Origin of the sequence: Simiduia curdlanivorans (assembly GCF_030409605.1) — a bacterium.
Classification (GTDB): Bacteria; Pseudomonadota; Gammaproteobacteria; order Pseudomonadales; family Cellvibrionaceae; genus Simiduia; species Simiduia curdlanivorans.
Map to the genome: position 1 here is coordinate 994,245 of NZ_JAUFQG010000004.1, position 24,891 is coordinate 1,019,135.

General features: G+C 52.6%; 28 protein-coding genes and 1 tRNA gene. 11 read left to right on the forward strand and 18 right to left on the reverse strand.

From position 1 onward, the window contains the following. Positions 1 to 112: 112 nt before the first annotated feature. Entirely contained in the window at positions 113 to 652 is a 540-nt protein-coding gene (locus tag QWY82_RS04665; RefSeq protein ID WP_290260337.1) for a carboxymuconolactone decarboxylase family protein, read from the reverse strand. A 148-nt stretch (positions 653 to 800) separates the two neighbouring features. Between QWY82_RS04665 and QWY82_RS04670 the strand changes: the two genes are divergently transcribed. The 3 genes from QWY82_RS04670 to QWY82_RS04680 all read left to right on the forward strand — a co-directional run bounded on the left by QWY82_RS04670 (position 801) and on the right by QWY82_RS04680 (position 2,520). Then, positions 801 to 1,706, forward strand: coding sequence for an AraC family transcriptional regulator (locus QWY82_RS04670; RefSeq protein WP_290260338.1), 906 nt, complete (start codon positions 801 to 803; stop codon positions 1,704 to 1,706). A gap of 115 nt (positions 1,707 to 1,821) precedes the next feature. Next, positions 1,822 to 2,196 (forward strand): PH domain-containing protein, encoded by a 375-nt coding sequence (locus tag QWY82_RS04675; protein ID WP_290260339.1) that lies wholly within the window; start codon positions 1,822 to 1,824, stop codon positions 2,194 to 2,196. Positions 2,197 to 2,211: 15 nt separating this feature from the next. Continuing rightward, positions 2,212 to 2,520, forward strand: a complete 309-nt coding sequence (locus QWY82_RS04680) for a hypothetical protein (RefSeq protein WP_290260340.1) — start codon at positions 2,212 to 2,214, stop codon at positions 2,518 to 2,520. 324 nt (positions 2,521 to 2,844) lie between these two features. Here QWY82_RS04680 and QWY82_RS04685 read toward each other — a convergent pair whose 3' ends face one another. The 9 genes from QWY82_RS04685 to QWY82_RS04725 form a co-directional block, all read right to left on the reverse strand. After that, entirely contained in the window at positions 2,845 to 3,702 is an 858-nt protein-coding gene (locus tag QWY82_RS04685; protein ID WP_290260341.1) for an aminotransferase class IV, read from the reverse strand. A 119-nt stretch (positions 3,703 to 3,821) separates the two neighbouring features. Continuing rightward, positions 3,822 to 4,673, reverse strand: a complete 852-nt coding sequence (locus QWY82_RS04690; RefSeq protein WP_290260342.1) for a DUF4392 domain-containing protein — start codon at positions 4,671 to 4,673, stop codon at positions 3,822 to 3,824. After that, positions 4,670 to 5,614: a 5-oxoprolinase subunit C family protein gene (locus QWY82_RS04695; RefSeq protein WP_290260345.1), complete on the reverse strand. Its 945-nt coding sequence runs from the start codon at positions 5,612 to 5,614 to the stop codon at positions 4,670 to 4,672. The genes QWY82_RS04690 and QWY82_RS04695 overlap by 4 nt, the downstream gene beginning before the upstream one ends. Next, on the reverse strand, positions 5,611 to 6,324 hold the full coding sequence (pxpB, locus tag QWY82_RS04700) for a 5-oxoprolinase subunit PxpB (RefSeq protein ID WP_290260347.1): 714 nt from the start codon (positions 6,322 to 6,324) through the stop codon (positions 5,611 to 5,613). Before pxpB ends, QWY82_RS04695 begins: the two co-directional genes overlap by 4 nt. A gap of 14 nt (positions 6,325 to 6,338) precedes the next feature. Next, on the reverse strand, positions 6,339 to 7,073 hold the full coding sequence (locus tag QWY82_RS04705) for a 5-oxoprolinase subunit PxpA (protein WP_290260350.1): 735 nt from the start codon (positions 7,071 to 7,073) through the stop codon (positions 6,339 to 6,341). Positions 7,074 to 7,099: 26 nt separating this feature from the next. After that, on the reverse strand, positions 7,100 to 7,903 hold the full coding sequence (locus tag QWY82_RS04710; protein WP_290260352.1) for a putative hydro-lyase: 804 nt from the start codon (positions 7,901 to 7,903) through the stop codon (positions 7,100 to 7,102). A gap of 267 nt (positions 7,904 to 8,170) precedes the next feature. Further along, on the reverse strand, positions 8,171 to 9,298 hold the full coding sequence (locus tag QWY82_RS04715) for a sterol desaturase family protein (RefSeq protein WP_290260353.1): 1,128 nt from the start codon (positions 9,296 to 9,298) through the stop codon (positions 8,171 to 8,173). Between the two features lie 35 nt (positions 9,299 to 9,333). Then, positions 9,334 to 9,915 carry a hypothetical protein gene (locus QWY82_RS04720; RefSeq protein ID WP_290260355.1) on the reverse strand — a complete coding sequence of 194 codons (582 nt, stop codon included), beginning with the start codon at positions 9,913 to 9,915 and terminating at the stop codon, positions 9,334 to 9,336. Positions 9,916 to 10,012: 97 nt separating this feature from the next. Beyond that, complete coding sequence (locus QWY82_RS04725) at positions 10,013 to 10,198, reverse strand: CPXCG motif-containing cysteine-rich protein (protein ID WP_290260356.1); 186 nt, start codon at positions 10,196 to 10,198, stop codon at positions 10,013 to 10,015. Between the two features lie 49 nt (positions 10,199 to 10,247). Between QWY82_RS04725 and QWY82_RS04730 the strand changes: the two genes are divergently transcribed. The 7 genes from QWY82_RS04730 (at position 10,248) to QWY82_RS04760 (ending at position 17,640) form a co-directional block, all read left to right on the forward strand. Then, on the forward strand, positions 10,248 to 11,288 hold the full coding sequence (locus tag QWY82_RS04730) for a S66 peptidase family protein (RefSeq protein WP_290260358.1): 1,041 nt from the start codon (positions 10,248 to 10,250) through the stop codon (positions 11,286 to 11,288). An 84-nt stretch (positions 11,289 to 11,372) separates the two neighbouring features. After that, a complete protein-coding gene (locus QWY82_RS04735; RefSeq protein ID WP_290260360.1) occupies positions 11,373 to 12,770 on the forward strand; it encodes a Na+/H+ antiporter NhaC family protein in 1,398 nt (465 codons plus the stop codon). Positions 12,771 to 12,800: 30 nt separating this feature from the next. Next, on the forward strand, positions 12,801 to 14,732 hold the full coding sequence (locus QWY82_RS04740; RefSeq protein ID WP_290260362.1) for an aminotransferase class I/II-fold pyridoxal phosphate-dependent enzyme: 1,932 nt from the start codon (positions 12,801 to 12,803) through the stop codon (positions 14,730 to 14,732). A 423-nt stretch (positions 14,733 to 15,155) separates the two neighbouring features. Further along, a complete protein-coding gene (locus tag QWY82_RS04745) occupies positions 15,156 to 15,611 on the forward strand; it encodes a hypothetical protein (RefSeq protein ID WP_290260364.1) in 456 nt (151 codons plus the stop codon). Positions 15,612 to 15,716: 105 nt separating this feature from the next. Continuing rightward, entirely contained in the window at positions 15,717 to 16,133 is a 417-nt protein-coding gene (locus QWY82_RS04750; RefSeq protein WP_290260366.1) for a hypothetical protein, read from the forward strand. A 124-nt stretch (positions 16,134 to 16,257) separates the two neighbouring features. Beyond that, complete coding sequence (locus tag QWY82_RS04755; RefSeq protein WP_290260368.1) at positions 16,258 to 16,719, forward strand: ankyrin repeat domain-containing protein; 462 nt, start codon at positions 16,258 to 16,260, stop codon at positions 16,717 to 16,719. A 24-nt stretch (positions 16,720 to 16,743) separates the two neighbouring features. Then, complete coding sequence (locus tag QWY82_RS04760; RefSeq protein WP_290260370.1) at positions 16,744 to 17,640, forward strand: alpha/beta hydrolase family protein; 897 nt, start codon at positions 16,744 to 16,746, stop codon at positions 17,638 to 17,640. A 1,224-nt stretch (positions 17,641 to 18,864) separates the two neighbouring features. On the opposite strand, the gene QWY82_RS04765 is transcribed toward QWY82_RS04760, so the two are convergent. After that, positions 18,865 to 18,941: transfer RNA gene (locus QWY82_RS04765), tRNA-Arg, on the reverse strand. A 386-nt stretch (positions 18,942 to 19,327) separates the two neighbouring features. Here QWY82_RS04765 and QWY82_RS04770 point away from each other — a divergent pair. Further along, the gene (locus QWY82_RS04770; protein ID WP_380736120.1) at positions 19,328 to 19,741 is read left to right on the forward strand and encodes a c-type cytochrome; all 414 of its coding nucleotides are present in this window, start codon (positions 19,328 to 19,330) and stop codon (positions 19,739 to 19,741) included. Positions 19,742 to 19,799: 58 nt separating this feature from the next. On the opposite strand, the gene QWY82_RS04775 is transcribed toward QWY82_RS04770, so the two are convergent. The 7 genes from QWY82_RS04775 to lptM all read right to left on the reverse strand — a co-directional run bounded on the left by QWY82_RS04775 (position 19,800) and on the right by lptM (position 24,869). Beyond that, positions 19,800 to 20,096, reverse strand: coding sequence for a winged helix-turn-helix domain-containing protein (locus QWY82_RS04775; RefSeq protein ID WP_290260372.1), 297 nt, complete (start codon positions 20,094 to 20,096; stop codon positions 19,800 to 19,802). A 9-nt stretch (positions 20,097 to 20,105) separates the two neighbouring features. Then, positions 20,106 to 20,843 carry an HAD family hydrolase gene (locus QWY82_RS04780; RefSeq protein WP_290260374.1) on the reverse strand — a complete coding sequence of 246 codons (738 nt, stop codon included), beginning with the start codon at positions 20,841 to 20,843 and terminating at the stop codon, positions 20,106 to 20,108. Positions 20,844 to 20,942: 99 nt separating this feature from the next. Further along, positions 20,943 to 21,914, reverse strand: coding sequence for a tyrosine recombinase XerC (xerC, locus tag QWY82_RS04785; RefSeq protein ID WP_290260376.1), 972 nt, complete (start codon positions 21,912 to 21,914; stop codon positions 20,943 to 20,945). Between the two features lie 14 nt (positions 21,915 to 21,928). Beyond that, complete coding sequence (locus QWY82_RS04790) at positions 21,929 to 22,600, reverse strand: DUF484 family protein (RefSeq protein WP_290260378.1); 672 nt, start codon at positions 22,598 to 22,600, stop codon at positions 21,929 to 21,931. 18 nt (positions 22,601 to 22,618) lie between these two features. Next, complete coding sequence (gene dapF / locus QWY82_RS04795; RefSeq protein WP_290260380.1) at positions 22,619 to 23,449, reverse strand: diaminopimelate epimerase; 831 nt, start codon at positions 23,447 to 23,449, stop codon at positions 22,619 to 22,621. A gap of 36 nt (positions 23,450 to 23,485) precedes the next feature. Further along, positions 23,486 to 24,730: a diaminopimelate decarboxylase gene (gene lysA, locus QWY82_RS04800; protein WP_290260381.1), complete on the reverse strand. Its 1,245-nt coding sequence runs from the start codon at positions 24,728 to 24,730 to the stop codon at positions 23,486 to 23,488. 10 nt (positions 24,731 to 24,740) lie between these two features. Continuing rightward, a complete protein-coding gene (lptM, locus tag QWY82_RS04805; RefSeq protein ID WP_290260383.1) occupies positions 24,741 to 24,869 on the reverse strand; it encodes an LPS translocon maturation chaperone LptM in 129 nt (42 codons plus the stop codon). Between the last annotated feature and the right edge of the window lie 22 nt (positions 24,870 to 24,891).

Consider the following 24,891-nt stretch of genomic DNA (forward strand, 5'->3'; position numbering starts at 1 on the left):
AGATCGAAGGGATAGGAAGATAAATAGGTAGACAGCTAAGCAGGCAAAACCTTAAAAAAAGGCGCTGAGTTTACTCGGCGCCTTTTTCGTTGAGTCCGCTCGACCTTATGTCTTACAACATAGCTACCAACTCGGGGTTAGCCTCTGGCTTAGCAAGGTGATTTGCGTAATTGCTTAACGTTTTAATGGTGACAATTAATATCAGATCATACACATTGCGTTTGCTGAAACCCGCAGCATAAAAAGCGCTAAGTTGCTCATCTTTGAGCCAGCCGCGCTGGTCGACAATGGCCTTCACTAAGTCGACTAACGCTCTATCCTTTGCGTCTTCAATGGTCGCCCCTTCGGTGATGGCCGTTATGGTTTGCGCCTTAGCCTTATGCATTTTGGCAAAAGCGCCATGTGCCACAGTGCAGAAATCACACTGGTTATACACACTCACGGCGAGCAACGCGACTTGTTGTTGGGGCGCGCTTAAGTCGGTTTTATCCAGTAAGTCGGTTAGGTAGGCGTAGGCATCAATGGTGTAGGGCGCCTCAGCCATGTAGCCGAATAAGTTAGGCACGAAGCCGTACTTAGCTTTGACGCCGGTCAGGACGGCTTTTGCATCGCCTTCGGCTGTTTCTGGGGTATAGAGGGTAAATGCGTTCATGCTGTTCTCCTATTACTTGGGGTTTGCGCGCTAGAGGCTGGGCGGTTGCAGCTGTCTAGGCGATCGCGCTATTGCAGGAGGGAATTTACGCTCTATAATTCGGACTATGAATGCTTATTAAGTCAGTTATCTTGCTAGAAAGTACATCATGCATCCTTTTTGTGATTTTGTTCGTCTGCTAAGGCTAAACGTCAGTATCTACCACAACGCCAAGGTGTGTGGCGCTTGGCATTTAAAGGCACATAACCTCGGTGCCACCTGTTTTCATATCGTTACCCTAGGTGAGTGTTTACTCTCGATACCGGGTCATCTGGACAAAGCCCTGTTAACAGCTGGGGATCTGGTGATTTTTCCGCGTGAATTTGATCATGTCATGGAGCCGATCAGCGTGGATGAGGGGATTAGCCCTGTGCCCCAGTGTCATGTCGCCTATGGCGATGGCCGTATCGGCACAGGGGTTTTGTGTGCTGAGGTGAGGTTATTTCACTTATATCGCGATCAATTACTGGATGCCCTGCCGCCTTATCTGTTGATACGCAATGATGAGCGCGCGCCGTGGCTGGCCGCTATAACGGGTTTGATAGTAGCCGAGAGCCGGCGCATAGACACGGCGCCGCCGGTCATTAGCAGCGTTGTGATTGATCGCTTATCGGAGCTGTTGTTCACCTATGCCTTGCGTGATCATCTAACCCAGACCGAACAGCCGCTAGGCTTTTTGGGTTTATATGCCCACCCGCAATTGAGTAAGGCCATCGCGGCAGTACATGCAGACCCGGCTTATCGCTGGGGCTTGGACAGCCTTGCTCAGCTCAGCGGTATGTCGCGCACCAGCTTTGCTGAGCACTTTAAATCGGTGAGTGGTTGGACGTTGAATCGATATCTGACCTGGTGGCGTATGCAGCTGGCCTGGGAGCAGTTGCACGCTGGGCAGAAAGTGCAGGTAGTGGCAGAGGCGGTGGGTTACCAGTCAGAGGCAGCTTTCTCTCGCGTATTCAGCAAGCAGTTTGGCGTGTCGGCGGGGCAGGTGCGGCGCGGTGAGATTGCTATTGCATAAGTTGCATAAGTTGCCTTTTCCGCAGGCCTGCCTTAGTGTGGCTCTTCAAGCAAGCGGGGCGGAATAACGCAGCGCTGTAGACCTATATTTTTGCTTTCTATTTTAAGGAATTATCATGAGTGACGCTCCCGCGCCGGGCACTAAATTTTCTGCTCATCCCGCCATGTTTAAGGCTCGCCCCTTTAGCTTCATTCTCTGCCTGTTGTTGTGCGCCGTTGGCGTGGGTATCTTGATATTAATGGTGTGGTACGTGAAGTGTAAATCCACCAAGCTGGAAATTGTCGATAATGAAGTGGTGCTTGAGCGCGGGCTGATGAGTAAAGAGCGTATTGAACTAGGCATCGCTAGTATTCGCTCGGTGCGCGTTTACCAGAGTTTCTTAAATCGCATTACGGGTGTTGGAAAAATAACGGTATTTACCGCAGGCGATAACCCTGAATTTGAAGTTGACGGTATTCCAGAGCCGAACAAATTTCGCGAGTTAACCTGATAGGCGCCTATTGTTATGACATCAGATATCAAAGACAAAAATGAAGCCAGAAAATTACTCATTTTTATTGTCATTATACTTTTTGCTGTTGCTGCAGCGCTATTTTTTATGGTGCCGATGATCAGTGATTTTGTGCAAACAGAATTGGAGCCGGGTGTTGGTGTTAAACAATCGGCAATTATTTCTTTTTTTATAACAGTTATCACGCTCGCGTTTTTTGCTATTACCGCAGGCGATGGCTTACTCGGCGAGCTGCAATTTATGCTGGCGGGTTTTTTTGCGTTCTTCGGCGTGCTGTGGTTTTTAATTGCTTGGGTTTTTTAAAGGCAGGGCAAGGCCACTGCTGTCCCACAAAAACGATATGACCATCATTAGGCTTTAAGCCTCACAATAGATGCGACATCTCGGCGTATACTTGGACATGAGTTTGGTGCCCGCACTAGCGACACGACGTGAATACATCCATGTAGTCTCAACACCCGCATCCATGCGGGTGACGGTCGCTAGTACGGGCACCAAACTCTCCCGCGACATAACTGTGGGACAGCAGTGGGGCAAGGCGGTAACAGCTAACAGTTTACAGGAAAAGCTGATCGGCTTTTGATTTGTCCTGTAAACTGTAAACTTACCATCCTGTAAGCTTCAATCTTAATAATCGTAACGATGGGCTTCAAAGGCTTTTTGGGCTTTTAACCACACGTCGCCAATTTGGCCAGTGCCCACAGCTTTGCCATCCACGCTAATGACGGGGGCCACTTCTTTAGAGGAGCTGGTGATCCACACTTCATCGGCCGCAGCCACTTCTTTCATGGTGACCACACGCTCTTCGACCTTAATGTCGGTGTACTTGCGCAAAATATCCAGCAACATTAAGCGGGTGATGCCCGGCAGTATTTGTGTGTCTAACGGCGGCGTGATGACCACGCCATTTTTTACAATAAAGGCATTGCAAGCACTGGCTTCGGTGAGTTCGTTGTTGGCGTTGTACAAAATGGTTTCGTTATTGCCCTCGGCGTAACCCTTTTGGAAGTGCATGACATTGCCAAGCAGCGCGGTTGACTTGATGTGACAACGACGCCAGCGTAAATCTTCCGTGGAGGAAACTTTGTAGCCTTTGGCTTTGGATTTGTCGGCCACCGGTGGTTGAGCAATTTCGAAGGTAAAGGCAAACAGCGTTGGTTCTACACCCTCTGGGTAAGCGTGGTAGCGCTTGGTATCGGCACCGCGGCTCACGTGTAAATAAATACCTAAATTGCCGTTGCCGTTTTTTGCCATGAGTTGCTGGCACAGGTCTTTCCACTGCGCGTGATCCCAATCGAAACCAATTTCAATGAGCGCCATGCCCTCTTGCATGCGATCGATATGCGGCCCAAAACCCACCAGCTTGCCGCCGTAAGAGGGAATGACCTCATAAATACCATCGCCAAACAAAAAGCCGCGATCTAAGGGCGAGATGCGCGCTTGGTCGAGGGGTAAATATTCACCGTTTAAATAGCAGATGGACATGATGTATTCCTATGATTCCAATAAAATTTTGTAGCTTGTAGCTTGTAGCTTGTAGCTTGTAGCTTGTAGCTTGTAGCTTGTAGCTTGTAGGGGGCGGCCATCCGCCTTGCAGCCTGTAGCTAGATAAACCCCGTCACCTTGCGCAGGTCTGCAATCAACTGCAAACCAATTTCAGGTGCGAGTCCGTCTTCGGTTAATTCATTTTTACGGGTGACGCCATCCACGCTGTTGCCGGCGGATAAGTATTCCAATATGGCAACCATGTCGATGTGGGCCAGTAAATCTTCTTTTCTGTGCCAACCTAAAAGTGCAATCAAACCGTGCGCGGCCCAGTTGGAAACGTCGGCTATGACTAGCTCGCTGACTTTGGTAGCAGCCGGAATTATGTCGAGCTTGGATAAAAAGTCGAAGACATTGCCCATGCCAATTTCATTGCCGCCATCGCCGATACCAATGGAGGGGCAGTTGGCCAATTCGATAAAGGTATCGAAGCGCGCCGTACCGGCGGAAATATCCTCGCCGCGCATGTTGTGGTAGTGACCGTTTTTCGCAAGCCCTGGGCGTTCAATGGCAATAATGAGCGACGGCTTGAGCTTATCGAGTGCGGCTAAAACCTTGGCTTCGTGCGCCTGTAAATCATCGGGTTTACCGACCGAAATTTCATGTACACGGTATTTTTTTGCCAGTTCAGTCGATAGCGGTTTGCCACACACTAACACCGGCGTTAAGCCAATGCGCGCCAAGGTATCGTACAGCGCGATGGCGCCCACGGGGCCGTCGGTTTCGAAGGTGCCCACCACCGGAAAACCGGTGGCTATGAGTACCGTGCCGGCAGCCTGCTGAATCAGTTGCACGGCGCGCTCGCAGTAGCCTGCGGTGAGTGCAGGCTGCAAGTCTTTCATGCCGCGCGGGTTGCGTCGCACCAACATATCTTCGATGGCTTGCGACAGAGTTAAAGCGTGATCGGTCATGGTGTGCCTTTGGTGAGCGCTTGTTGTTCGCGCCTGCGTTGTTCGAGTAGAAGTTCGGCTTGCGCTTGGTATATGTCCATAGCTTCAAAGTGTAGATTGGCGCCGGGCATTAGCTGGCCGAGTTTGTATAAATCGCCGCTAAATACCGCGCCTAATTTTGGGTAGCCGCCGATGGTTTGGCGATCGTGTAATAACACAATGGGCTGGCCATCGGCCGGCACTTGTATGGCACCTAAACAAATGCCTTCCGAGACGATGCCGCCAATTTCGCATTTAATGGCAGGCCCGGTTAAGCGATAACCCATGCGGTTGCACTGGTTGCTCACCTCGTAGCTGTTGCTGAAAAATAACGCCTTTTGCGCGGCGCTGAAATGCTGTTCTTGGTAACCCAAAATAACTCGCACGCTGATGTTCGAGGCGAAGGTTGGTTGGGCCTCTAGCGCTAAATACTGGTCGTCTATCGTGTTTACGGCTTGGCCCAACGCGAGCTGATCGCCGGCGGCTAAGGCCTTGCCATTCAGCCCGCCAATGCCTTCGCGCACCACGGTGGCGGTGCTGCCAAATTGTGGCTCGATATCGAAGCCGCCGGCCACCGCTAGATAGCAGCGCGCGCCCGCTGTGGCAAAGCCGAGCTTTATCTTGTCGCCGGTTCTAACGCTGTGGGTTGCCCAGAGCGGCTTGCTTTGGCCATTGATGGTTAGTGGCATATTGGCACCGGTAACCGCGAGGCTGGTGTTGGCAAGCGCCTCTAATTCTAGGCCGCCCACGCTGGCTTCAATCAGCGTCGTGTTATTCGGGTTCTGGCATAGGCGGTTGGCCCAGTAAAAACTGATCTCATCGAGTGGGCCGCCGGTGGTTAAACCTAGGCCGTGTTGGCCGAGGCGCCCGGCGTCCATGAGAAGGCTTAAAAAGCCGGGCTGGATAACCTTTAAGGCGCTCATAGTTTGCCGCCTAAGGCTAGGTATTCGGCCTCGTCAATGGCATAGAACTGCACCAAATCGCCACTCTGCACGGGCATGGTGGGCGTGGCCGTTGGCTTGAACATGGGCGTGGGGCAGCGGCCAATGAGGTTCCAGCCGCCGGGTGACTCGGCCGGGTAAACCGCGGTTTGGCGGTCGGCAATGGCAACGGCGCCCTTGGGTACTTTGGTGCGCGGGGTGCTCAAGCGCGGCGCGGCGATGCGTTCATCCACCTCGCCAAGATAGGCAAAACCGGGGGCGAAACCGATGGCGTAAACCCGGTAAGTGCTGGCTGTGTGAATCTCGATGACCTCAGCAATACTCAACTTGGCGCGCTCGGCTAAGTTGGCTAAGTCTGGCCCAGAGGCCTCGCTGTAGTAAACCGGCAGGCGCACGATTTGATCGCTACTCTGGTGGCTTTCGGTGTTTTGGGTGGCACAGGCACGTAGGGTTTGCTTCACCGCCAGCGGATCTGTGGTTAAGGGGTTAAAGACCACCAGCAGCGATGAATAAGACGGCACTAGGTCTATCAGCCAAGCCGGTGCCGCGCGCTTGAGCTGCGCGGTAAGCGCCGCCACTTGGCTGGCGGCGGCTTCGCTGATGCTGTGGGCGAAGTAGACGATGACCGCGTTGCTACCGGCAATGCAGATGTCTAAAGGTTGTGGCTGATCCGCAGCCGTGGGCTTGGTCATGTGATTGGCGGCCTCTAGTCTTGCAGCAGCGCGCGGATGTCGGCGATAGCCGCTACACCTTCGGAATTGTCGCCGTGTACGCACAGGGTGTCGACGACCAAGGTCAGGGTGTGCCCGCTCACCGTGGTGATGGTGCCGTGATTTTTGAGCTGTTGTACTTGGGCGAGCATTTTAGCTTTGCTGTGTACGGCGCCAGGTCTGGTGCGCGACAACAGTTTGCCATCGTCGGCGTAACAGCGGTCGGCAAAGGCCTCGAAATACAGTTCTATACCAAGGCGCTCGGCTTCGGCGCGGTGCTCGTCGGCCTGCGGTGTGGCCTGCAGCATTAAGCGCATCGGGCGATAGTAGCTTGCAACGGCTTCCATCATGGTTTCGCGCACCAGTGGGTTGGCCATCATGTCGTTGTATAACGCGCCGTGCGGCTTTACGTATTCCACTTGCTGACCGGTGCTCTGCGCCATGCCATCGAGGGCGGATAACTGATACAGCACCAAGGTGCGCATTTCATCAACCGAACAATTCATCGAGCGACGGCCGAAACCGACCAGATCTGGGTAGCTCGGGTGGGCGCCAATCATCACCCGATTATCGGCGGCGAGCTTCAAGGTTTTGCTCATGATCAGCGGGTCGCCGGCGTGAAAGCCGCAGGCGATATTGGCTTGGTCGATATGGGGCATAACCTGCTCGTCCATACCCATGGTCCAAGAGCCGAAGCTCTCGCCTAAATCGCAATTAAGTAGCAGTGTCATAGCGCTTCCAAGAATGTGGCTTGGCCTTAAAGAATGGCAAGCTTGGCGTTAGGAATGTCGGTTACCAGCATACAGCCGGGGCTGTGGGTAATACAAAAATCCGGTTTGGCCTGCATGATGGCGGCTTGAGGGGTGACGCCACAGGCGGTAAATACCGGTACCTCGCCGAGTTTAAAGGTGACGGCGTCGCCGTAGTCTGGTTGGTTGATGAGCCTGATACCAATGGCCGAGGGCTCGCCGAAATGCACCGGTGCGCCGTGCACCGAGGGGAAGCGCGAGCATATTTGAATCATGCGAATGGCATCGGCCGGCACAAAGGGGCGCATGCTCACCACCATGTTGCCGTGGAAGCGGCCGGCTGGCGCGCAGGCGATGTTGGTGTTGTACATGGGCACGTTCTTATTTTCGCTGATGTTGCGAATTTCTAATCCGTCGGCCACCAGTGCCTCTTCGAAGGAAAAGGAGCAGCCAATGAGAAAGGTGACTAGGTCATCGCGCCAGTGCTGGCTGATATCGGCCACTTCTTCAACCAGCTCACCCTTGCGCCAGATGCGGTAGCGGGGCAGGTCGGTGCGGATGTCGATATCTTGCCCAGCGCTGTCCATCATCGGGTTGCCCGGGGTATCGCTAACGGCTACCAAGGGGCAGGGCTTAGGGTTTTTTTGGCAAAACTGCAGAAACTCCATGGCCCAGTCTTTTGGCAATATGGCCAAATTACACTGCACAAAGCCGGGCGCTTGGCCGGAGGTATTGGCGTTGAACTGGTTGCTGCGAATGGCGGCGCGCAGCGCTTGTGGGTCTTTGAATATTTGAGTCACGGGTTGTGTCATAAGCCTATTCGTTGGTTAGCTGAAACAATTGAAACAGACGCTAGCCCTATAGCGTAGAGCCAGTGGCGCCTTTCGTACATGACCAGATTGGGTATCTGACCCCTAGGTGTGTTCGAGACCAGCCCCACGGGGGCTAAAGCCTTATGCAGGCTAGTTGCCAATATGCCTGAAATAACGCCGACATTGAAAGCGCATTTGTGGCGGGCGGCTGGATAAGGTAATGGGGGAGTAGCAAGGCGCAGCAGCGCTGGCCTTGCTCGCAAGCGCTTAAACGTCTTTGCGAAAGGGGTAAAAGAACTGGCCAAAAAAGGTGCGCGGCAAGCGCTTGGTGGTGCCGTATTCCGCTGGCCAGTGCTCAGTGGGCATGTGATAGGTGCCAAACAGTCGATCAAACAGCGGCGTGTGGGCGCTGTAGTTAGTGTCTATGGCTGGTTGCTCCGAGCTGTGATGCCAGTGGTGGTATTGCGGCGTCACCAATAGATACTTCAGCGGCCCAAACGGTATACCTAGGTTGCAATGAATGACGATGGCTTGCAGCGCAGCAAAGGTGACGTATAAATCCAGCGCGGCTTTATCGGGCCCGAGCAAATACAAGGGGATCATAGCCAGCGAGCGCTCGATAAAGGTTTGTACCACGTGGCTGCGCGACCCGGCCAGCCAGTCCATGGTTTCCACCGAATGGTGCACAGCATGAAAGGGCCACAGCCTCGGCACTTCGTGAAACAGGCGGTGCTCCCAATACAAGACAAAATCGGCACAGATAATTAACAGCACAAGTTGCGCCATCAGCGGCAGGCCTTGTACGGCGGCCTGCACTTCGGCATTGGCGGCAAAGTGGAAGTGGCTAACCACGTAATTGCCCACCAATATCACCGCCGAAATGAGCAGGTGATTAAAGCAAAAATAGAAAAAGTCCAAGCCCCACTCGTCGCGCAAGATGACTTGCTCTTTGTACTTGGGAAAGAGTTTTTCCAAGCTGGTAAAAATAACAGTGGAGCCTAAAAACGCGAGAATAAGCCAATCGATACCCAGCGATAGCGGCTTAGGCTCAACCGGCCCCACCGGAATCATATAGCCGCCGAGGGCGAAGCTGGCGCCCGTTAGCGCTATGCCCACGGCACCCATGCGCTTGCGTTTATTAATCAGGAAGGTCACAGCGCCAAAAAACAGTGAAAAATACATGCCGTACTTGAGCACATCTTGCAGAGCTCTAGCATCGTAGGCGGCGCGCAACTCGGTGGTGGTGAGGTAAGAGGGAAACAGGTAGGCCAATACCGCCGCGAGGCTCAGGGCGCCTAAAAAGATCGAGGCATAACCGCTGATGCGACCATCGCCAATGGCAAAGGCTTTGTTTGGGTTGGGGGTGACCTCGCGGGTTTTGTACTGATATTCCATATCAACGGCTTCCTAGGTAGCGCGGCAAAAGAGCGCTATTTTAAACCCACAACTAATTTGTCGTCGACGATTCGATAGTAGGGCACGTACATGTCCGGCACCTCGCGGTTTTGCGCCCGGCCAAACAGGTTAAATACCAATTTGTCTTGCCAGAATTCATCCAGACTTTGCGAGCACTTAAAGCCGCCTTGCACCACCTTGTCTTCGTTCATGAAGGCTTGGTTGATGTAGTGGAAGGAGGCGCAGGGCACGATGGCGTTGTACCATTTTTGGTAGCCGAACATTAAGTAGCCCTGGTTGCGATCGAACACAAATACCTTGTAGCTAAAGGTATCGCGGCCGGTGCGCTCGGGTGGGTCTACTACGTCTTTGCTCTTGTAAATGGACGAGTCCTCTTGGTCGGCGAGCAAGCTAGGGTTGGGCTGCACGATTAACACTTGCTGGCCGTGCCAGTCGGCGTAGTAGGGTTTGTCCACCTGAATATCGGCGAGTGGAATTTCTAATTCGTAGTGATCGGTGCCGCTAAAAATGGCGACGGCGATGGCGATGAGGGCAATCACCAGCGCCAGGCTGAGCACAATGAGGGCTGGGCTTTTGTGGGATGTTTGCGCGGTCAACGTAATAAATTCCAAGCGATTAGGGGTTAAGACGAACGAGGTTGGGATAATCCACCGTTAAAGGGTGCAATAGCCAGAAAATTCTCAGCCTTTGCGCTCAGCTCTCGTTCTCGTGTGCCAAGTAGAGTGAAAAGCCCTGTGCATGCACCTGCAGGCTGACATTGATCGGGCGACAGCAGACTTCACAATCTTCGATGTATTCCTGATCGCCCTCGCTAATGTCCACCAATAAAGTGATAGGCTCTGCGCAGTAGGGGCAATATTGATGCGACTCCGCCAGCATTGGCGCTCACTCCTTCACCTGTAACGTCGATGAAACCCGAGGATAACACATGCATAGGCGCGCTCTGTTCAAGCTAGCTTTAGCCGCCGGCGCTGTCGGTGCCAGCGGCTGGGCCGGAGCGAAGACAACACCAGCCCTGCTTAAACCCAAGGCCCTGCGCGCCGGTATGACGGTAGGTTTAGTGGCGCCCGCCAGCCCTGCGCCGGAGCGAGACGAGGTGCATTTCGGCTTAGATATTATTCGCTCGCTCGGTTTTAACGCGCAAGCGGGCAAGCATGTGTTTGAGAAAAACCAATACTTGGCGGGCTCAGATGAACAGCGCGCCGCCGATATCAACAGCTTCTTTGCCGACCCCTCAGTAGATGCCATTTTCTGCCTGCGCGGTGGCTACGGCTCGGCTCGATTGTTGCCGTTACTCGACTACCGGCGCATCGCGCAGAACCCGAAGGTGTTACTTGGCTATTCCGATATTACCGCGCTGTTAAATGGGCTTCAGCGCCAGACTGGGCTAGTGACCTTTCACGGCCCCGTGGCGGCACACGGGCTGACCGATTACAGCGTCGCGGAATTTCAAAAAGTGCTGCAACCGGCCCGTTTCACCGAGCCCTTGGTTATCGGTGCGGCGCCGGAATTTGAACCGCGCCCTGGTCGTTTAGATAAAGCCAATAGGCTGACGGTGATTCGGGGCGGCAAAGCGTCTGGGCGTTTGGTGGGCGGTAACTTAACCGTGCTGACCAGCTTGCTGGGCACACCCTTCGAACCAGAGGTGAAGGGCGCGATATTATTTTTAGAAGACATAGGCGAGGAGCCCTATCGCCTAGACAGGATGCTGACCCAGTGGTGGTTGGCCGGTAAGCTGCAGCAGCTTAATGGCATTGTGTTCGGCAAGTTCACCGAGGCGAAGGCCAGCGGCAACAGCTTTAGCATCGAGGACGTGTTGCGCTCGCGCTGTGAAGCTTTGGCAATTCCGGTGCTGCGTGGCACCATGATCGGCCATGTGGCGGACCAAACCACCGTGCCGTTAGGCGTTTTGGCAGAGTTGGATGCCGATGCCGGGCGTTTAACTTTACTAGAATCGGCAGTTAGTTAGCGCTAACTCCCTGAGCTGGCAGGCCAACCCTTGGCCCATCAGCCAGTGTTCACTCCACAATAATAAATGCATGCAGGAAATTTTATGACCGACCCAAGCTGGCTTTCGCTCTTGCCGCCGTTCCTCGCCATCGGTTTAGCGCTGGCGACACGACAGGTGTACTTGGCCCTATTCGCCGGTATTTGGCTGGGTTATTTCTTACTCAATGATGTCAACTTACTGGCTGCCTTGGCGCAAGCTATCGAGGCCTCCATTGCGGTGCTGGCCAGCCCCGGCGATGCCCGGGTGGTGGTGTTTACCCTGGTGGTGGGCGCTTTTATCCTCACCCTTGAGCGCAGTGGTGCGGTGACCGGTTTAGTTGCTTGGCTCGAGCGCGCGCGCTGGGTGAATAATGGCAAGCGCGCCCAGTGGCTGAGCTGGTGTATCGGTGTGGTCATCTTTATTGAATCTAATATCACCGTCTTGGTAGCCGGCACCGTGGCGCGACCCTTGTTCGATCGCTACAAAATTGCCCGGGAAAAGCTCGCCTACATCATCGATTCAACCTCCGCACCTATTTGTATTTTGATCCCGCTAAATGCCTGGGGCGCGTTTAATTTGGGCTTGCTTGAAGGCCTGGGGGTGGAAGATCCGCTGCAAGTGCTGCTAGCCAGCATCCCGTTGAATTTGTATGCCATTAGCGCCGTGGCGTTGGCCGCCTTTACCATTGCCCGCAACTACAACCCAGGGCCCATGGCCGAGGCCCAAGCGCGGGTCGAACGCGGTGAGTTAGTGGGCTTAGACGTGGTGGCCGCACCAGATCCAGCCGCCGCGCAAGCCCAGCCGCGAGCCGCCAATATGTTGGTGCCGGTGCTGACCCTAGTGTTGGCCATGCCCATAGGCTTATGGCTTACCGGCAATGGCAACCTGCTCGCCGGCTCAGGTTCCACCGCGGTGCTTTGGGCCAGCCTGTTGGCATTAATGGTCATTTCGGTGATGGCCTTGGTGCAGCGCCAGACCAATCTGGAAAAACTGTCGCACACTTGGCTCGAAGGTGCGGGGCGGATGTTGCCTATTGCTGTCGTGCTGGTGCTGGCACTGGCCTTGGGCACGGTAGCCAAGGCACTGGGAACGGGCGTTTATGTTGCCGGCTTGGTGGGCGATACGATTCCCGTGGCGCTGTTGCCCGCAGTGATCTTCTTGATTGCTGGGGTTATCGCCTTTTCTGTGGGTTCTAGTTGGGGCACCTTTTCGATCATGATGCCCATTGCCATACCCGTCGCCGTGGCGCTTGGGGCCGAGCCGGCGCTGTTTGTGGCGGCGGTGCTCTCGGGCGGTATTTTCGGCGATCACGCCTCACCCATTTCCGATACCACCATTGTTTCCAGCCTCGCCGCAGGCACCGAACATATCGACCACGTAAAAACCCAACTACCCTATGCGGGGCAGGCGGGGCTAATCAGTACTGTGGGTTTTGTGCTGCTGGGCGTCCTGATGCTGTGATTTTACGGTTGTAACCAAGAGGAAAGAGATATGGCGATTTGCCGCGTGGTACTGGTAACGGAAGAAACGAGCTTTGGTAACCGTTGGGTGAGCGAGCTCAAACAAGTGGCCGAGGCCGATACCAGTTCGCCCATTCGCCTGCGCTTCTCGCACTGCAAAGCCGAGCAGTTAAAGGAACAATTGTATAAAGGAGCAACGCAAATCATCGCCTTGGACGAAGGCAGCTTGGGCGAGGCGCACCTAGACGAATGTTACGACCTGGTGCGCGCCACCCGCGCTGAAATTGACTGCATTCTCATCACCACCAGTAAAATGCCCGATGAAGACGCCGATTTTGAAGGCGTGATCTCCCGTGCCGAATCTAACTACGGCGTGGTCTATCGCACCCTGCGGCGGGAACTGTTTGAGCGCACGGCAACGCCCTTTGCCGATGCGCTAAAAGAATATGTGTACGCGGCCAAAGACTCTTGGCACACCCCCGGCCACTCCAGCGGCGATAGCCTCAGCTCCAGCCCCTGGGTGGTGGATTTCTACCGCTTCATGGGCGAGCACATGTTCAACACCGACCTGTCGGTGAGCGTGAAAAATCTCGACTCCCTTATGGAGCCCGTGAGCGTGATACGCCAAGCGCAAAATTTAGCGGCGAAAACCTTTGGTGCGCGCCACACTTATTACGTCACCAATGGCACGTCCACCTCAAATAAAGTGGTGCTGCAATACTTAATGCGCCATGGCGATAAAGTCATCGTCGACCGAAACTGCCATAAGTCTGTACACCACGCCATGATCATGAGTGGCTCGGTGCCGGTGTATTTGGAATCTTCCGTTAATCAAACCTATGGCGTTTACGGCCCCGTCTCGAAAGCAAAAATTTTCGCCGCCATCGACGCCAACCCGGAATCGCGGTTGTTGATTTTAACCTCATGCACTTACGATGGTTTACGCTACGATCTAAAACCGATTATTGATTACGCGCACGAGCACGATATTCAAGTGCTGATTGATGAAGCTTGGTACGCGCACGGCAATTTCCACCCGGAACTGCGGCCCACGGCGTTAGAGTGTGGCGCCGATTTTGTCACCCATTCAACCCACAAAATGCTGTCGGCATTTTCGCAGGCCAGCATGATTCACATCGGCAATCAGGTAAAAGATTTCGATGCGCCGCGGTTTCGCGAAGACTTAAACATGCACACCTCAACCAGCCCGCAGTACGGCATGATTGCAAGTCTAGATGTGGCGCGCAAACAAATGAGTATCGAAGGCTTCGAAGTGCTGTCGCGCACGCTAAATTTCGCGCAGGAAATTCGCGACTATGTGGAGCAGCACACGCCGTTTAAATCTTTAGGCGCGCAAGACCTGTGCGATAAAGAAGTAAAAGATGACAACATCAAACTCGACACCACCAAGGTGACCATCGACGTTGGCTGTGCCGGTTTATCGGCGCCGAAAGTGCAAACCGAATTATTTAACGACTTCGGTATTCAGGTGGAGAAAAATACCCATAACACCATTACGTTGCTCGTCACCATTGGCACTACCGAAAGTAAAGTGCTGCGCCTGAAGCAGGCGCTGCACAAGCTATCGCAATCCGCACCGGGAAAGCCAATACAATACAAACACCAATCCATTCCCGCACTTAGCGCCATCCGCGTACTACCGCGCACCGCCTATTTTGGCGACGGCGAAAAATTATTGCTCAGCGCCGATGCCGGCAAGTCCGCCTTAGTGGGCCGTGTAGTGTGCGATGAAATCGTGCCCTATCCACCGGGTATCCCCTTGGTAGTGCCGGGACAAGAACTGAGCGCTGAAATCCTAGCCGCCATTGCGAACTATGTGTTCGAGCGTAAAGATTTAGAAATGCACGGCATTCAAACCTTAAACGGCCAGCCCCACATTCGCGTGATGAAAAAAGAGGCGGAGGAAAAGGGTAAGGCAGAGTTGGCTCAGCTACGGGCGTAAATAACGCTTGAGGTCATTTGTTAAATCGCGGTTATATACGCCTACATAGTTGTAGGCGTTTTTGTTTGTAAAACAGACAAAAATTTAGGTGCCACACCAAAATTCCGTTTCAGAGAAATCAATGGGATTTTGTACAGTAAACTAGTAGTTTTCAGAAAAATTGGCTCGAAAACAAACCGTGCCGGCACGGTTTCCACCCACCGCGAAAAATAACCCTAGGTAAAACAATGAGTTACGTATCTAGAAAAAAGGATACTGAGACCACGTGTTCTAGCTACCAAGCGCGCACGTTTTGCTTCGCCCATGCTATGATTCGAAAAATTTAAATAGGTAAATCAACAGCTTGTAGATGTTGATTTAGGCGCCAGCGAGCAAACCGAGCCGGCACAGAATTAAAATGTTAAGCATCCATTGGAGATCAAATTGAAAGCTATATATTTGCTCACGGTTGTACTTCTTGCCGGATGTGCTCAAGCTCCTGCTATATACAATCCCTCTTTCGTCGAAGAGTCGAAACTTGCAACGATCAATCAGTATAAACCAGAGAAAAACAATTATGAGCACTTGGCCTACGTTCATGAGGTTTATACGACTGAAAATATCAAAGTAATCAAGCCTATCCCAATAAATGCGTCCCATAAATCGATTCAACTACAAGCGGGAAATTATCGTTTTGTATTTAGGTGTGGAAACGGAGTTACATATTCCTTTCCTGAGCTAACAGCAACTATTGAAGCCGGGGTGGCTTATACAATGTATTGTGAGGAGGTTGTTAAGAAGGATGCATTTCTTAGTCTGGACTTAATTTCCATGCTTAAAATAAATTTAGTTAGAAGCAATGAATTTTCCACTGAATCAATCAAAACAATATACTACTAACTATCAAATGCTTAACAATTCAATCAATGTCGCCTTCGGCTGGACAACCTTCCGCTTCGCTCCAGGTTGCCCATTATTAAGGCGTTACATGCCCTAGAGGCCAATATGGTATTTAACGAAGAACAACGAAAAACAATTGCTTGTTCTATGAGGCAACTAGACGTGCTTCAGCCTGAATATGACGCATGCTATGATCAATATGAAGCTTCGAAAACCAAGTTTTATTGGTCTCTGTATATTTGTGGTGGCCTAATTGTGATGCTTATTTTCAAATCCTATGATGTTCAGTCTGCTATTGGAACCTTAGGAGTCGCAGCCTTACCTACGATCATCATTTGGTTGGGTGTTCTATTTTACAAAGCCCGAAATGCTTATCATCAAAAAATATCTGAGCAATGGGAGACAAGTAAGCCGCTTAGAGAAATTGGTCTTTCATATACAGCAAAGAGTAAGCACTTTAATGAGCCCTTTCTTACAGTGCTCGAAACACGTGAAGAGCTTGATATAAATGGATTCAAGTAATGCATGTAACAAGTTTGTCCAGTTGACGTTTTGGTCTACGCTCCGTTTTGGGGTGGCTTCGCCACTTTACCCCAAAACTCCACTACAACCAAAACGCAACTGACAAAGGCGTTAGGCATACGCAATGAAACAGGCTGTAAGAGACTTGCTGAATCAAGTCGAGAGTGTTCCAGATTTTTTTGGCGTCAACTTAAGCGATATAAATGACACGAACAGCTTCGGTGATAACGCTTTGCATTGTGTCTGCGTATGGGGGGATTTTGAAGCAGTCATGCTGCTTGTGGAAAATGGAATTAACATCCGACAGAAAGGTGAAGGCGGCTTCACTCCATTGAAAGTAGCGGACGACTTTGGGCATCAAGAAATAGTGAATTATCTAATTTCCAAAGGTGCAAATGTTAAGGAGCTGGATGCGCAATTTGAGTTCAATTCAAAAGCTGATGCCGAACACATGGAGAAGCTTCAGCAAGGCGTTGAAGAGCTGGAAAGTAAGTACGATCAGAGTGCGGAAAAAATGCCTAACAATCGCAGCCATTTGGATAAAGTTTCCGCTGCGCTTCAACTTTGCCCATGCTGCGGGCGTTAGCTGTTCATTGGAGAATTGCTACTCATGAATTACCTAAATATTGTGTTAAAAAGTTTTCTGTTATTTTTACTATTTTTTGCATCAGGTTGCACTACAATCGGCGAATATCAAAGTCGTTCTCCAAATCAGGCGAAGGACTCCATCTTGGTCAAAGAGATAGTTTTTGAAAGCGAAGGCGTTAAATTAGCTGGGAGCATATATGACCCTAAAGATGCTCAAGCCGCAGTTGTGTTAGTGCATGGTTCTGATCCAGTACCACGTATGACACAGTTGGCAGAGTTATTAGCCAAGAATGGTTTGCTAGTTTTGACCTATGACAAGCGCGGAGTTGGAGAGTCTGGTGGAGTTTATGTTGGACCGCAGGTGGGAACCAATAATATCAATGTTGATAATCTAACTCTGCTAGCAAAAGACGCAAGTGCAGCGATAAATGTTATTCACCAGCATAGCAAAAATTTGCCAATTGGTCTTGTTGGAGCAAGTCAAGCAGGCTGGATTATTCCAATCACCGCAGCTAGAAATCCGTTAGTAGAATTTATGGTCCTCTTTAGTAGTCCAACAATCACCACGCTAGAGCAGCTCAGATTTCAGTTCTATACCAATGGTCGAGAAGATTTTTGGGAAAATCATACTGATGAAGATGCGCGTTACCACACTGAAAATGACCCTGATAAATACCAGTTTAAAGCTACAGATCCAAAAATTTATTTGAGCACTCTGTCAATACCGAGTCTTTGGCTTTTTGGGGAACAAGATATACAGATCCCAGTCAAAATGTGTGTAGAGCACCTAAATGTACTAAAAGCCAAGGGCAGACCTTTTGAGTATGTTCTGTTTCCATCATTAGGACACGATACTAGTAAAACAGAACCACTGGAAATTGCGATACATTGGATAAAACAAAAAGCTCTGAGCCAATAACCTGCGATGATTGTTTTGAAGATGTCAGCAAAGCCGAGTGAGTACACAGCTAACGCTTCAAAGTGTGATAAATATCTCCTACATCCTTATTCCATTCGTAATCAATATCACCATTAGAGTAGGTGCAATGCACTAATTGCATTATCTTGTCAGTCATAGTTCATCCTTGCTTGTTGAGTTGAAATTGCAAAACAGTATTAATCAGCGACATGGTGTCGCCTTTCTTTCTGCGCTCACCCAACTGCGAAAGCCCTTCACCCAACCACTTCATGACACTTTCCTTGGACGTCCTGTCCACCAAGTGTACCTACGTCCTATAGGCAAGTCACATGGATGTGGCGCGAGCGACTCAGTGCATGGAAAGCACTGTTGGAGCGGTGAAGTGGTTGGGTGATGGGCGCCCTGCCGGCATTTCAGCAAGCAGCAGGATGGTCGGGCCCACGCGTTATGTTTTTTGTCGAATGTGAGTTTGAAAAAGCCGGCCTAATGCTTAACAGATGTTCACAGGAACTGCATTGGCTAAAAGCGCTGCCGTACTATTCGTTTCGTGAGGCAGAAAGGAGTTTAAATTTGACTGCGTTTTGGTGAGAGGAGGGGGATTAACTCATGGGCGTCCTGCCCATGCCCGCTTCGCGGCGCTATTGCGGTTCAAAATGTTCCAGATATTTTGTAACTCATGGGCGTCCTGCCCATGCCCGCTTCGCGGCTCTATTGCGGTTCAAAATGTTCCAGATATTTTGTAACTCATGGGCGTCCTGCCCATGCCCGCTTCGCGGCGCTATTGCGGTTCAAAATGTTCCAGATATTTTGTAACTCAGGTGCATCCTGCACCTGCCCGCTACGCGGCGCTGGCGCGGTTTAAATTGTTCCTGACAATTAGTAGCTCCCTTTGGTCGCTGGTCTCCGCTTCGCTCCGGCTCGAGCCGGGGGTTCTCATCAAATCCTTTGGGTGAACGAGGCGTCTATGCAGGGCTCCTGCATGCCGAGTGAACGCCATCGGTCAATTGACCAATGGCCGGCAATTTCGGTTAACGAAATTTGCCAAATAAAAAACCCCACGCTTGGTTAGGTGAGAGGCGTGGGTTGGGCACGAGTTTCCGTAGGGATGAGCTCCCTTTGGTCGCTGGTCTCCGCTTCGCTCCGGCTCGAACCGGGGGTTCTCATCAAATCCTCCGGATTTGCCAAATAAAAAACCCCACGCTTTTTGGCGTGGGGTTTTTTATTTGGCGCACCCGAAGGGATTCGAACCCCAGACCTCTGCCTCCGGAGGGCAGCGCTCTATCCAGCTGAGCTACGGGTGCTTAAACTTTTTCGTACGAGTCTGGATGCTCTCGTACGTTTTGAATCTTGTGCTGCTCAGCTAAGCGGATAGACCGCTACGCGCTCCCCTTCGGGGCCGGCCCGCCAGCATAGCTGTCGGTCGTTGCGCCGGGCGAAGCAGTGCTTCGCTGATTCCGGCTCCACCCAGCTGATCACAGCCCGGCTGAGCTATGGGTGCTTAAACTTCATTCATCCCACTGAGGCGAGCCGCGGTGTGGAAAGCGCGCATGATACGCATCCGGCGCGGCTTCGTCTATGGTTGGTGCGTTTACGGCGTTGTTTCCGCAGGGCACTCTTTGTGGCTATAATGCAGCCTTTCGGCCAATTGTGGCCATTGGGGAATAATAGGGGATTTTCAGTGAGCCAGTTGAAAAAGGTATTTAGTTTGCTTGCCGCCGCCGGTCTGGGTTTGAGTTTGTCGATGGTAACGTTGGCCGATCGCAACCAAGAGATTGCCGACCGTATCGCGCCCGCTGGTAAATCATGTTTGGAAGGCGAATCTTGTGCTGCGGCGCCAGTTGCTGCTGTGGCTTCAGGTCCGCGCACTGGCGAGCAAGTGTATTCGACTAAGTGCTTTACTTGTCATGCGACAGGTGCCGCCGGTGCGCCTAAGCTTGGCGATGTGGCGGCCTGGGCGCCGCGTATTGCACAAGGTACTGACGCGCTATACACCAACGCGATTAAGGGCCTGAACGGCATGCCAGCAAAGGGCTTGTGCATGGATTGTTCCGACGATGAGATCAAGGCCGCGGTCGATCACATGGTGACGGCGTCTAAGTAACTGCGATGAGTGTTAGAAAAAAGCCGAGCTAAGCTCGGCTTTTTTGTGTCCCGGGGTTTTATAGCGCGGGGTATTCGAGGGTGTGTTGAATCAGCCTTAGGTTGTCTATCAGCCACTGTTGGTTGATGGGCCCCCACTGGCGAATGCGATAGTGACCATCTTTGTTGGCGCCAACAAACTCACATTCGATACCGAGCTCGTGCAGTGCCGAAAGCGTGTCCTGAGCGGTGCGTCTGGGCATGCCGGTGGCCGCGGTTATGGCTGGTACCGTATTGATGCCTCGATCAATAAGATAGGCGATGTAGAGCCGCCGGTAGAAGCTGGTTTTGGTTTTACTGTGTTTCAGTTCTGCCATCTAAGCGGCTTAGGCTGATTGCGCTTGAAAGCTGTGATTGGGTTGTTCCAATTCAAAAATCGCGTTGGCCAGTTGGCTTAAGGTGGTCACCGTGCGATCGGGTTGAACTTCTGCCCTTGGCCAGGCTTGGTTGTTGCGGTTTAGCCAGATGGTTTTAATACCAAGGCTAGCGGCGGCGGCAACGTCATCTTTTGGGCAGTCGCCGACGTGAATCATTTGATCGGGGCTGATTGCCGCCATGGCCATGGCCAGTTCAAAGGGCTCTGGGCTGGGTTTGGCGGCGCCGACTTCCTCGGCACTCAAGTGAAAACTGAACTGATGCAAGCCCAAGCGCTTGGGGTTGGCGTTGCCATTGCTGATGGCCGCTAGTGTATAGCTGGGTGATAGTTGATTCAGGGTGGCGAGAGCGTCGTCGTAGAAGTGAATTTTATGGCGGGCGTCGAGGAAAATTTCCATGGCCATGTCGGCAAGTTCGATGGCGTCTAGCAGGCAGTAACCGGCTTCGATCATCTTAATGCGCAAGCTGTCGCGCCTAACGCGGGTGATGAGATGCCTAAATTCTGGGTGGTTGTGCCAGTACTCCATGCGCGCCTGGCGCAACTGCTCGGCGCTAAAGCGCTTGAACAATTTGGGGCAGAATTCTTCGAGCCAAGCTTGTGTGGTTGCTTCCGCGGCATGGAGAACAGGTTCCACGTCCCAAAGCGTGTTGTCTAAATCAAAGCTAATGAGTTTGATACCGCTGGTCAAATTACACCTACCCCAATGCAGACGTGTTTGTTGTTATGACTGTGCCAGCGCAAGCGCGTGGTCTTTTGACGTCTGTGCTATGAGACTAGCACGGTAGGCTCAGGGCTGGCTAGGGTCAAAGCCCGCGATTTCTGTGCGGTCTTTAGTGAATGTGCTGTCCTTCGTGGTTTTCGCTTGGGCGCGGGGGTGCGCTTGGTCGTAAACTTTGGCTAAGTGTTGGAAGTCGAGGTGGGTATAAATTTGTGTGGTGGCAATATTGGCGTGGCCCAGCAATTCTTGCACCGCGCGTAAATCGCCTGAAGATTCGAGCATGTGACTGGCGAAAGAGTGGCGCAGCATGTGCGGGTGTACGGATTTATCGAGGCTTTGTTGCAAGCTATAGGCGTGGAACAACTGCTGAATGCGGCGGTGGCTAATGCGCGTGCCGCGGCTGCTGACGAACAGGGCTGGTTGATCGCCGCTGGTAAATTGCCCGCGCTCCTTTAGCCACTGCTGCAAGGCGGCTTTAGCCAAGCGCCCCACCGGCAGTATGCGGGTTTTACGGCCCTTACCGGTGACGGTGACGGTGGCGTCGGCAAGATCTAAGTCGGTGAGATTTAAATTGGCTAACTCGGCCAAGCGCAGACCCGAGGAGTAGGTGAGCTCTAGCAGTGCCCGGTCGCGCGCACTGTGTTCATTGTCGCTGTTAAAGCTGAGTAGCTTACCCACTTCGTCCACATCGAGGGTGTTGGGTAATTTTTTGTCTACTTTGGGCGCGCTGATGCCGGCGCTGGGGTCGTGTTTTAACCAAGCTTGTTTAATCCCGTAGGCGAAGAAACTGCGCAGCGCCGATAGCCAGCGCCTGAGGCTTTTCCCGGTTAGCCCCTGCCGGTGCAGTTGCGCTAAGGCCCTGCGAAGATGGTGCACGGTGAGCCCAGTTAGGGCGAGATCTTGATCCTTAGCCCAGTGTTGCAGTTTGCTGAGGTCGCGCTGATAGGCGGCTACCGTGTGCAGGGATAGGTTGCGCTCGCGTTCAAGGTAGCGCAAAAAGCGCGATATTTCGTCGCTATATGGTAGTGGCGTGTCGGTCATGACGCGCCCATGGATCAATGATCCAGCTGGTAGGGCAGTGTGCGGTTGAGAATTTCCGCGATGTAATTCAGAAACAGGGTGCCCATGCTGGAGCGATAGTAGGTGGCGTCGCGATTGCCGATGGCCAGCAAGCCGAAGCAGGTGCCGTGAATAAGCGGTACCACGGCGGCCGAGCCTACCAGCGGTGCTTGCTCGCCAAATAAATAGGCCTTCTCTTCGTTGCCCAGTTGGCCGCAAATGGCCTTTTGGGTTTTTAGAATTTTCGCTAACGGAATTTTCGCATCGTGCAGGGTGACACAGCGGGCCTGGCCGATTTTGCCCGGTTGCGGCCGGAAGATAATCAAGCGTGTAAAGTGAATTTGGAATTCTTTGTCGAAACTGTAATACAGGGAATTAATAGTGTCCTCGGCTTTGCGACCTTCGAGCAGCGCTAAAACCAGGCGTTTGGTTTTGTCGAATAGCTTGTCGTTGTCGCGGGCATTGTCGAGCAACTTACTGAGCCGGTGGCGCATGTCCATATTGCGCTCGCGCAATACAGCGACTTGTCTTTCCACCAAAGAAATGGCGTTGCCGCTGTCGTGTGGCAGTAGCAGATCGGCTAAAAGCTCGCCGTGGCGCTCAAAAAAATCTGGCGTTTCAGAGAGGTATTTGGCTACTTCTGCGTCGCTAATGGCATGGTCAGACACAGTAAACAATCCTTGCTGTTATATTTTTACTTGGCCTTGAAAGACTTGCGCCGTTGGCCCGGTCATCAACACCGAACTTGCATCGCCCGCCCATTCAATGGTTAAGCTGCCGCCAGGAAGGTTGACAGTTACGCTTGAGTCTAACAGGTCGCGCAAGCGGCCGGCTACTACCGCAGCGCAGGCGCCAGTTCCGCAGGCGAGGGTTTCACCGGCACCGCGCTCGAATACCCGCAAATTGATCTCATTGCGCGACACCACTTCCATAAAACCGATGTTGGCTTTTTTAGGAAAATCTGGATGCGTTTCTAACAGCGGCCCTAGGCGCTCCACCTCGGCATTAGCTGCGCTCTCCACCACCAGCACGCAGTGAGGGTTGCCCATGGAGACGGCGCCAATGGTGAAGTGTTCGCTGCCTAAGGTAAGCGAGTAGCTAGGTGCTTGTGCCGGTGCGATAAAGGGGATTTCAGCGGGCGCTAAAATGGGCGCGCCCATGTCTACGCGCACTTCGTCGCCATTGGTTACATGCAGCTCCATGATGCCGGCCGAGGTTTCGACTTTAATGCTGTTCTTGCCGGTAAGCTTGCGCTCGCGCACGAAGGTTGCGAAGCAGCGCGCGCCGTTGCCGCAGTTTTCCACTTCAGAGCCATCGGCGTTGTAAATGCGATAGCGAAAATCCACATCGGGGTTGCTCGGTTCTTCCACAATCAGCACTTGATCGCAGCCTACGCCAAAGCGCCGGTCGGCTAACTTGCGCACTTTTTCAGGGCTCAACCGCACCTTTTGGCTAATGGCGTCAATCATGACGAAGTCATTGCCCAGACCGTGCATTTTACTAAAGCGCAAGCGCATGTTGTTTCCTAACCTTAAGTGTAAGGTGTGCGATGTTTAGGGCAGTAAAGACTCGCCACGGGTTAAATCTGCCAGCGTTTCGCGCTCGCGTACTAGATAAGCACGGTTGCCATCCACAATCACTTCGGCGGCGCGAGTCCGGCTGTTGTAATTCGAGCTCATGGTAAAACCATAGGCGCCTGTGGACATTACTGCGATCAAGTCACCGGCGGCAAGGGCTAGGGTGCGATCTTTGGCCAAAAAGTCGCCGGTTTCGCACACAGGGCCAACCAGATCCCAGGTTTTGGCCTCGGTCGTTTTCAGCTCTACCGGCTGAACATCCTGCCAGGCTTGATAGAGCGCGGGCCGAATGTTGTCGTTCATGGCGGCATCGATAATGGCAAAATTCTTGTGTTCGGTCGGCTTAAGAAACAACACTTCCGCTAACAAGACGCCGGCGTTGGCGCAAATGGACCGCCCGGGCTCCATCACTAGAGCGAGATTGCGGCCTTGCAACTTTTCTTTCACTTGCGCGATTAAGCTGCCGATGGGTGGTGGCGTTTCATCCCGGTAGGTGACGCCCAAGCCGCCGCCGATATCAATGTGTTTTAGCACGATGCCATCGGCCTTTAAGGTATCGATTAATGCTAATAGACGATCTAAGGCGTCGATAAAGGGCGTGAGCTGGGTTAACTGCGAGCCGATATGACAGTCGACACCGACGATGTTCAAGCTGCCCAGTGCCGCCGCTCTTTTATACACCTGCGGGGCGCGCTGAATATCGATACCGAATTTGTTTTCTTTCAGCCCAGTGGAAATATAGGGGTGGGTTTGGGCGTCCACGTCGGGGTTTACCCGCAGAGAAATCGGCGCTTTGGTGTCCAGCTGCTTAGCGATATCGGCCAATAACTCGAGTTCGGCCTCTGATTCGACGTTAAAGCAGTGCACGCCCACTTCTAACGCCTTGCGAATGGCGGTGGCGGTTTTGCCAACCCCGGAGAAGACGATGCGCTCGGGTTTGCCGCCAGCGAGCAGTACCCGCTCTAGCTCGCCTTCAGAAACGATATCGAAGCCCGCGCCTAAATCCGCTAATAGCCCGAGTACGCCGAGATTTGAATTGGCTTTAACGGCAAAGCACACTAGGCCGTCGTGATCGCCTAGGGCGGTCGCATATTGGTTGTAGGCGTCGGTTAACGCCGCGCGGCTATAAACATACGTTGGGGTGCCAAACTGCCGGGCAATGTCGGCTAGGGGCAGCGCTTCTGCATACAGGTGCGCCTGCTGCCGAGGAAAGTAAGACATGGTATTGAGCCTAGGGTGTCGGTTGGGTCTGGGTATTGTCGGATTGCTCGGGCTGCGGCACCACTAAAGGACCCTTTTGACCGCAAGCAGACAGGGTGAGGAGCGCTAACGCGAACAGTAGAAAGATTGCCTTGGACATGGGCAAACCCCTTAAAAAATAG